This window comes from Pseudoalteromonas luteoviolacea, from assembly GCF_021654285.1.
Taxonomy (GTDB): domain Bacteria; phylum Pseudomonadota; class Gammaproteobacteria; order Enterobacterales; family Alteromonadaceae; genus Pseudoalteromonas; species Pseudoalteromonas luteoviolacea_J.
This window is the reverse complement of the sequence record NZ_JAKFZS010000017.1, coordinates 121,896-131,291: the sequence shown is the minus strand read 5'-3', so window position 1 is coordinate 131,291 and position 9,396 is coordinate 121,896. Positions and strand designations below refer to the sequence as shown.

Annotated in this window: 2 protein-coding genes; both read left to right on the top strand. The window is 45.5% G+C overall.

Annotation, left to right across the window (positions count from 1 at the left end):
• The first annotated feature begins 53 nt into the window (after positions 1 to 53).
• Positions 54 to 5,318, top strand: coding sequence for an SdrD B-like domain-containing protein (locus L1077_RS16845; RefSeq protein ID WP_237138132.1), 5,265 nt, complete (start codon positions 54 to 56; stop codon positions 5,316 to 5,318).
• Positions 5,311 to 9,387, top strand: a complete 4,077-nt coding sequence (locus tag L1077_RS16840; RefSeq protein ID WP_237138131.1) for an OmpA family protein — start codon at positions 5,311 to 5,313, stop codon at positions 9,385 to 9,387. The genes L1077_RS16845 and L1077_RS16840 overlap by 8 nt, the downstream gene beginning before the upstream one ends.
• The last annotated feature ends 9 nt before the right edge of the window (positions 9,388 to 9,396 follow it).

Sequence of the window (9,396 nt, the reverse complement as noted above, 5' to 3'; positions counted from 1 at the left end):
TACTTGCAGGTATTGCGATCACATTAACCGGTCAGGATCTTTACGGTGAAGCGGTGAGCTTAAGCACGACGACGGATGCAAACGGTGCGTTTAACTTTGCTGGCCTGCGCAAATCTGATGCTACGGGTTACACCATCACGCAAGGCACAACGGATTACCTTGAAGGTCAAGATTACCAAGGTGCAAGCCCAGATCAATTTGGTTCAAACAATGAGATCAAACTGGTATTGGCTGACAATGTTGCACCAGATCTTATCTTCACAGAGCAGCTTAATGACGGTGAAAAATCTATCTCAGGTCGTGTATTTGTCGACATCAACCAAGATGGTACAAGCAATGGCAATGACTTTGCACTTGCAGGTATTCAGATCACATTAACCGGTCAGGATCTTTACGGTGAAGCGGTGAGCTTAAGCACGACGACGGATGCAAACGGTGTGTTTAACTTTGCTGGCCTGCGCAAATCTGATGCTACGGGTTACACCATCACGCAAGGCACAACGGATTACCTTGAAGGTCAAGATTACCAAGGTGCAAACCCAGATCAATTTGCTTCAAACAGCGAGATCAAACTGGTATTAGCTGAGCAAGCTGCCCCTGAAGTCATCTTCACAGAGCAGCTTAATGCGGGTGACAAATCTCTCTCAGGTCGTGTGTTTGTGGACATCAATCAAGATGGTACAAATAACGGCAATGACTTTGCGCTTGCAGGCATTCAGATCACGTTAACTGGTCAGGAACTTTACGGTGAAGCGGTGAGCTTTACAGCTTTTACAGATGCAAATGGTGCGTTCAACTTTGCTGGTCTTCGTAAGTCTGATGCGACGGGTTATACCATCACGCAAGGCGCTACGGACTACCTTGAAGGTCAAGATTACCAAGGCGTAAACCCAGATCAATTTGGCTCAAACAGTGAGATCAAACTGGTATTAGCTGAGCAAGCTGCCCCTGAAGTCATCTTCACAGAGCAGCTTAATGCGGGTGACAAATCTATCTCAGGTCGTGTGTTTGTGGACATCAATCAAGATGGTACAAATAACGGTAATGACTTTGCGCTTGCAGGCATTGCGATCACGCTAACCGGTCAGGATCTTTACGGTGAGGCAGTGAGTTTAACTGCGCTTACAGATGCAAATGGTGCGTTCAACTTTGCTGGTCTTCGTAAGTCTGATGCGACGGGTTATACCATCACGCAAGGCGCTACGGACTACCTTGAAGGTCAAGATTATCAAGGCGTGAACCCAGATCAATTTGGCTCAAATAGTGAGATCAAACTGGTATTAGCTGAGCAAGCAGCTCCAGATCTTATCTTCACAGAGCAATTAAATGCGGGTGATAAATCTATCTCAGGCCGCGTGTTTGTGGACATTAATCAAGATGGCACAAATAACGACAATGACTTTGCGCTTGCTGGTATTGCTATTACGCTAACCGGTCAGGATCGTTACGGTGAATCGGTGAGCTTAAGCACGACAACAGATGCAAACGGTGCGTTCAACTTTGCTGGCCTGCGTAAATCTGATGCAACGGGTTACACCATCACGCAAGGCACAACGGACTACCTTGAAGGGCAAGATTACCAGGGTGCAAACTCAGATCAATTTGGTTCAAACAGTGAGATCAAATTGGTATTAGCTGAGCAAGCAGTGGCAGATCTTATCTTCACAGAGCAGCTTTATTCTGACGCAAAAATATCAGGTAAAGTATTCATTGATTCAAATAACAGTGGCTTGCTTGATACACAGGAAGCAGGGTTAGCTGGTGTAACAGTGACATTAAATGGTACATCGGCATTTGGTGAGCCTATATCTATTGAAACTCAAACAGATCATGCAGGCTTGTTCTCGTTCAATAACCTGATCGCAAGTGATGAACAAGGGTATAGGGTAGCGCAAGTTCAGCCAGCTGAGTTTAATGATGGCCTTGAATCGCGTGATGGAGTTATCGCTTCAACAGATACAAATGATGCGTTTGTGGTTGTGCTATCGACTAGCGATCAGGTTGAAAATTTGCATTTTGCTGAGCTTTACATGGGCCGTATTGCTGGCGCTGTGTTTGTAGATAGAAATGCAGATGGTCTATTAGATCAAAGCGATGATGCCATTGCGAATGTTGAAATTAAATTAACCGGTAACAGTCATTTAGGTGAGGAAATCTCTTATAAAACACTGACTGATCAAGATGGTCGATTTGAGTTTACGCAATTGCCGCAAAGTAGTGAGCAAGGCTACCAGCTAACGCAAGTACAGCCTGCAAATTATGCGGATGGATTTGATTATCAAAACGGTGTGCAAGTAGAGGGCTCTGAGCAATTAGATGTACTGAATAAGTTGGTACTTGCGCAAGGTGGGGAGCTAGCAAAGCTTAACTTCACTGAAGGCTTTGGTATTGCAATCAGTGGCCGTGTCTTTATCGATAAAATGGACTCTGGCTTAATTCCACAAGGCACAGTGCAAGAAATATCTGAGTTGATGATCGCAGAGAGTGAAATTCAACTAACAGGTCTGGATTATCAAGGCCATTACGTTGAGCTGACTGCGCTGACGAATGAGCAGGGGGTTTACTCTTTTACTGAGCTGCCGCCAAGTAATGAGCAAGGTTATACCCTGACGCAGGTTGTGCAGCCAGATGCCTATTTGGATGGTCAAGAGTCTGCCAATGGCATCGTGATGACCAATACCAAAGGCACGGATAGTATTTTTGTGGGTACCGTTTTAGAAATTAAACAGTATGCAAATTATGATTTTGCTGAGTTACCAACGGCTTCTATTTCTGGTGAGGTTTGGGTTGATGCAGATGAAAGTGGCTTATTAGATGAAGGTGAAGCACTGCGTATTGGTGGCGTTCAAGTTAATTTAACAGGTACCACACAAGACGGCGTTGAAGTAGAGCGCACAGTGGTTTCTGACCAACAAGGCGCATATACCTTTGATTACTTATATCCAGGTACGTATCAAATTAACCAACAACAGCCTGATGCGTGGTTAGATGGTAAAGAGCAGCTAGGTAATGCGGGCGGAGACGTTGGAGAAGATCAATTCTCGGGCATTTTAATTGCCTTAGATCAGCATGCAACAGGATATAATTTTGCAGAGCGCGGCAGCGATCTTGCTGGCCGAGTGTATGTTGATTTGAACGATGACGGTGTACAAGACACATATGAGTTGGGTTTAAGTGATGTTAGATTGACCATTACCGGTGCAGATCTTGATGGGCAGCCCGTTAGCCGTGATATTTTAACTGATGCTTATGGGCGATATGAGTTTGAAGATCTGCCACTCAGTAGTGTGGATGGGTTTACTGTAACTGAGTACCAACCTGAAAATACACAAGATGGTCTTGATAGTGTAGGTAGTATTGGCGGCGTGCTTGGCGATGATTTGATCTCTGCGATCCACATCGAGCGACACGTCACAAAGGCACATTCATATAACTTCGGTGAGCAGTTAATGGATCCGGCCAGTATTTCCGGCTTGGTATGGTTAGATAAAAACCACAACCGTGAAAAAGATGATAGTAATGGACAAAGCGGTTGGATCGTTGAGCTGTTACCGGATCCCATGACTGGGGAAGGCAATCCGCTAGATGCAGAGCCATTGGCAACGATCGAATCAGATGCTAACGGCCAATATACTTTCCATGGTTTACCTGTGGGTACGTATGAAGTGCGCTTTAGACACCCTCAAGGTGGTGTAATTTATGGTCTTCCAGTCTCTGACGATCCAGAGGCGAGTACTGAAAAAGGGACTATCTTAAATCTACGAGTGAGTGCGGGCGAACAGGTTGAGAATCAGTCATTACCTGTCGATCCATCTGGCGTGATTTATGACTCAGAACTGAGGAAGCCAATTGAGGGTGCAAAAATTAAGATCACTGGCCCAGATGGTTTTGAGCCTGATCTGCACCTAGTAGGTGGTTCGGCGAATGTAGAGCAGACCACCAGCGATGATGGTTACTATCAGTTTTTACTGTTTGCACAAGCACCTGCTGGGGTTTATGAGTTACATGTAACGGAACCAAACGGGTATCAAAGTGGTGGTTCGAAGCGTCTACCTGTATGTGCAAATACACTCAGAGTGGGTGCTCGAGAATTACCAATTACCATTTTTGCTGAAGAAACTGTGCCAACGCTTGATGCACCTGAGCATGTCGCAACCCAGTGTGCTAGCCACTCGGATCAAGCACTGCAAGATATGCATACGACACAGTACTATCAGAGCTTTTATATTGAGCCTAAATTACCATCAGGCAACGTCGTAAATAACCATATTCCATTAGATGTCTTTGGCGATGATCTTGTTCATGTGAGCAAGCAAGCGCTTAAGCAGGACGTTGTGATTGGTGAGCTGGTGCCTTATCGCATTAAGGTGACCAACCAGTCAGATATGGTGCTTTCACCTTTGGATCTTATTGATCAACTGCCAGCTGGTCTGAAATATGTTGCTGGTAGCGCTAAAGTCGATGGTCAAGCGATTGAACCTGAGCAGCGAGGCAGACAATTACGTTGGCATATGAACGCCTTACAACCAGAGCAGTCGATGATGATCGAATTGATCGTTGTTGTCGGTGCCGGTGTCAGTGAAGGCAAATACATTAACCAAGCTTGGGTAGAATTTGTTGGAGGTTTGTACCAAAACGGTGTGGGTAACCGTATCTCAAATATCGGCGAAGCTGCGGTGAGAGTTGTGCCAGATCCTATTTTCGATTGTAGCGACCTGATGGGTAAAGTCTTTGACGATCACAACCGTAACGGCATGCAAGATCAGGGAGAGCCAGGGCTACCAGCCATTCGTCTTGCTACGGCGCAAGGTCTTTGGATCACCACGGATCAACATGGTCGCTATCATCTTGCATGTGCAGACATTCCACATGCAATTCGCGGTGGTAACTTTATTGTTAAACTGGACGAGCGCAGCTTACCTTCAGGTTATCGTGTGGTGAGTGAAAATCCACGAGTGGTGCGTTTAACCCGTGGTAAATCACAACAACTTGACTTTGCAGCCAGTATCCATAAAGTAGCGCGCATCGAGATCACCGCTGAGTTATTTGACGGTGAATCAGTTATGCCTGAGTACTTGTCTCGTCTAACGCAGCTAATGGATGCACTAGATAAAACACCGACAGTGATCCGCATCGCGTATCAACAATCTGAATTAGAGCAAACCACAGAAGCGGAGCGTAAATCTCAATTGTTACTTGAATGGCTCCAAACACAAGTAGCTGAGCGCGAGCTTCCAATCACTATTGAAACGGAAATGATCCCATTTTTTATTCCAGCTTTACCAGCCCACCAGCAGTTAGGAGGAAGCGATGACTAATCGATTCTTGCTAAGTAAAATTTCGTTATTGTGTGCAGCGGCGTATGCTTCTGCACCCTCAATGAGCTATGCCTTTATCGACGCTGTTAATGATAGCAAAGTGGCGTCTGCGGCAGGTAATACTGAACGGGTGATAGTGCAAAAGCATTTTGTTTTTAGTGGATTGGATGAGCCTAAGGCAAAAACCGTCGAAATAGAGCGAACGATTAAAGATGATAAGTCCGCTCAATTCGTGAAAGACTCTGCGATCCGTTTTGTGTCTGGTAAGCATTATTTAACGGGCACCACTAAGCTTGAAATGGACCGCATCATTGGCTTTTTGCAAGGCAAGCAAGATATTAAATTGCACTTTATCGGCCACGCAGATTCACAAGGTCTAAGCGCTAATGCACGTAAGATTTATAAAACCAATCAGGGCTTGTCTGAGCATAGAGCCAATATTGTGGCGGATTACTTCCGTCAGCAGCTTAATCTTGCTCCCTCAACGACAACAACCGAAGGTCGATCTAATCGCGAGCCGGTAGCAAGTAATACGACATTGGCTGGTATGGCGAGAAACCGCCGAGTCGAAGTCATTGCTGTTTACACAGAAACGCGCACGGTCAAAGATACACAAGTGATAGCACCGCCGCAGCGTCATAAATTATGCGGCGACAGTACACCTCATCAAGGGCCGCTGAATATCACCATAGATGGTCAAGCCTTTATGGATGAAGATGCAGCCAATAATGCTGACAGTCAACGCTGTGCTGATATCAACTTAGAGCGTTTTGAGCTGCAATTTAAATATGACCCTTTGGATGTATTGCCTAAATTGAACGTGCAGCATGCACTGACTAAGTCTGGTAATACCTTGATGCTGCATTTAAAAGGTTACAGTAATTATCAGAGCTTTTTTGATTATGCAGAAGTGCAGATCCTCGCGCCACACAGTGACAAAGTACTGGCGAAGGTGGCGTTAGATGCAGGATTAACCGGCCGCTGGCGATTACCGGGCAATATGCTGGGCATGAGCTTGAAATACCGCTTAAGAGTTTACAATAAGCAAGGCCGCTTTGATGAAACAAGCCTTGCTCAGGCTGATTTCAAACCGCGCTATACGGTAGATGCCAACAAGCTTGATGGATATCTAATGACTGGTTACGGCAAGTCGACGCTGGCTAAGCAAAATATCAAAATCTCAGGCGGTGCACTGACTTTATATGGTGAGCAAGTACCGAGCAATCATCGCGTGTACTTCTTAGGCCGTGTGGTAGCTGTAAATCGTGAGCGTAAATTTGTACATCAAGAAATTGTTCATAGTGGTTTTCATCGCGCGGAAGTCGCTGTTTTAAATGAGCAAGGTGAAGGGCGCTTAATCCATCGGGATTTAGCATTGCCAAAGAGCGATTGGTTTTATGTGGCAATGGCCGATTTAACCATAGGCCAAAATAGTCACAATGGTCCGGTTGAATTACTCAGCGCTGATCATAATAAAGACGGTAATGTGTTTGCCGAAGGCCGATTAAGTGGTTATATCACAGGTAAATGGCAAGACGAATACAAGGTGACCGCACGGATTGACACGCAGGAGCAAGGGCTGAATAAATTACTCTCTGGTTTACATGAAAAAGATCCAAGAAGCTTATTCCGACGCCTTGAAGAAGAACAACACCCGACGGAATATGGCGATGACTCTACCGTCATTGATGATGCACCAACCAATGGTAAGGTGTATCTAAAAGTCGAGAAGTCCCAGTCTCACGTACTATGGGGTAACTTTAATACGTCGTTCAATGATACTGAGTTGGCACGTGTTGAACGCGGCTTATATGGTTTGCAATTGCAATACATCACAGATGATCTGACTGCTGCCGGTGATAACCAATCTCAAGCTCATTTCTATGCAGCAGAGGCGGAAACCTTAGGCGCTTATGAATCTCATCGCTCCACAGGCGGTTCTCTTTATTATCTTCAACATCAAGATATTGTTCAGGGTTCTGAGCAAATAGCTGTTGAGGTGCGTGATAAAATTACAGGTCTAGTGCTAGTCAGACGTGGCATGGTTGCTGGTCAAGACTATGACATTGATGCACTGCAAGGGCGAATATTACTCAATAGACCGTTGTCTTCGTTCCAGCAAGATGACTTACTGGTGCGTACCGCAAGTTTAGATAGCAACCCTGTTTATTTAGTGGCGCAATATGAGTATACACCGGGGATAAACGGGTTAGACAATTTGACGTATGGTGCACGTTTGAGTCATTGGCTGAGCGATACTATTCAAGTGGGTACTACGCTAAATCATCAAGAACAAGACCTGTTTAATGATCAATTGATTGCGTTAGATGCCACATACCGTAAAAGTGATACTGCATACATTAAGGTTGAAGTCGCGCAAACAGAAGGTATTGGCAATACATTAAACTCGTTTACAGGTGGTATTGAGTTTGATCAGCAACAGTCGAGTGAAATGGGTCAAGCAGCCGATGGGCACAGAATTGAAGCTGCATTTGAGTTTTCTGATCTTGGTCTGGATGAACAGGGACATGGGCAATTTTATTGGCAACAACTTGAATCTGGGTTTAACTCGACAGGCCAAATAAGCCAAGTTGATAGCCATGCAGTTGGCACATTTTGGCAATGGCAAATTGAAGCCGATCATGACATTCAGCTCAAAGTGGATGAACAAAAAGCAGAGCAGCAACAACGCAGGCAGGCAGCTGAATTGGGGTATGTTTATCAACTAAATGACGATTGGAAAATTAGCAGCGCTGTACGCCAAGACAATAAAGAAAATCTTGCAGAGCAAACAGAGCAGACTCAAACGCCCCAACTTGATGATGGTGAGCGCGTTGATGCAATCGTACAGCTTGACTACGACGGCAGTGAAAAGTGGCAGCCTTATGTGTATATTCAAGGCACGCTTGCAAGAGAGCAAAGCCGACTAGCAAATAACCGTGTTGGTGTCGGTACTGAAGTGCAGGTGACAGACACGCTGGCTGTCAATTCTGAAGTATCTCATGGCAACCTCGGGGAAGCGGGTAAACTCGGGGTTGATTGGCAATACAAAGCGGGCAGTAATGCTTATGTTGAATATCGTGTCGACCCTGATGGGGGAGAGCTATTTTCAACCGGCAAGCAAAAAAACTGGGTAACAGGATCAAGACATAGATTTAACTCTTCAACCAGCGTCTACGCAGAGCAAATTTGGCAACAAGATAGTCGACAAACGGGTTTAACCCATGCCTATGGCATTGAACATGACTTTTTAGTTGGCTGGCAAGCAGGCCTTGGTTTTGAACAAGGTGAGCTTGAAAGTGATAATGATTTGATAGACCGTGATGTCACCACCTTATCGCTTGGCTATCAAACCGATAAATGGCAGTGGCGCAGTGCCTTAGAATACCGAGAAGATAGCAATAGCACGGAGACTAGAACGTCTTGGCTGGCAAGGCAAAACATTCATGCAAAATTAACTGATGATTGGCGAGCACAGCTGCGTATTGACTGGGCGCAAAGTGACAGTTCCTTATCTGACAGTGCGCCTGCGGGCGCGCTCAACAGTGACTACACTGAAGCACAATTTGGTGTTGCATATCGACCGATTGAAGCGAGTCCTTGGTCTGGTATGGCAAGTTTTACATATCTTGAAGATTTAGCCCCTGCATCACAATTGAGTGGCATTGGTCTGGATAACACACCACAGCAGCGAAGCCGCGTGTGGGCATTAGATGTAAATTATCAGCTGACACCGCGCTGGCGTATTGGTACTAAACTGGCGCAGAGACAAGGAGAGCTGAGAATGGGCCGTGACACAGGTCAATGGTTTGATTCTGAGGCATCACTTGGCGTATTGCGTGCAGACTACCATTTGATGCATCAATGGGATGCAACCCTTGAGTGGCGCGCTTTGAGTGTTGATTTAGCAGAAGACCGCCGCTCGGGCGCTCTATTTGCGCTGCATCGCCATGTTGGAGAGCATATGAAAATCGGCGTTGGCTATAACTTTACTGACTTCTCTGATGATTTAACGGACCTAGACTACGACTCAAAAGGGTGGTTTATCAACCTTGTTGGTAAGTTTTAGGCAGTGCAC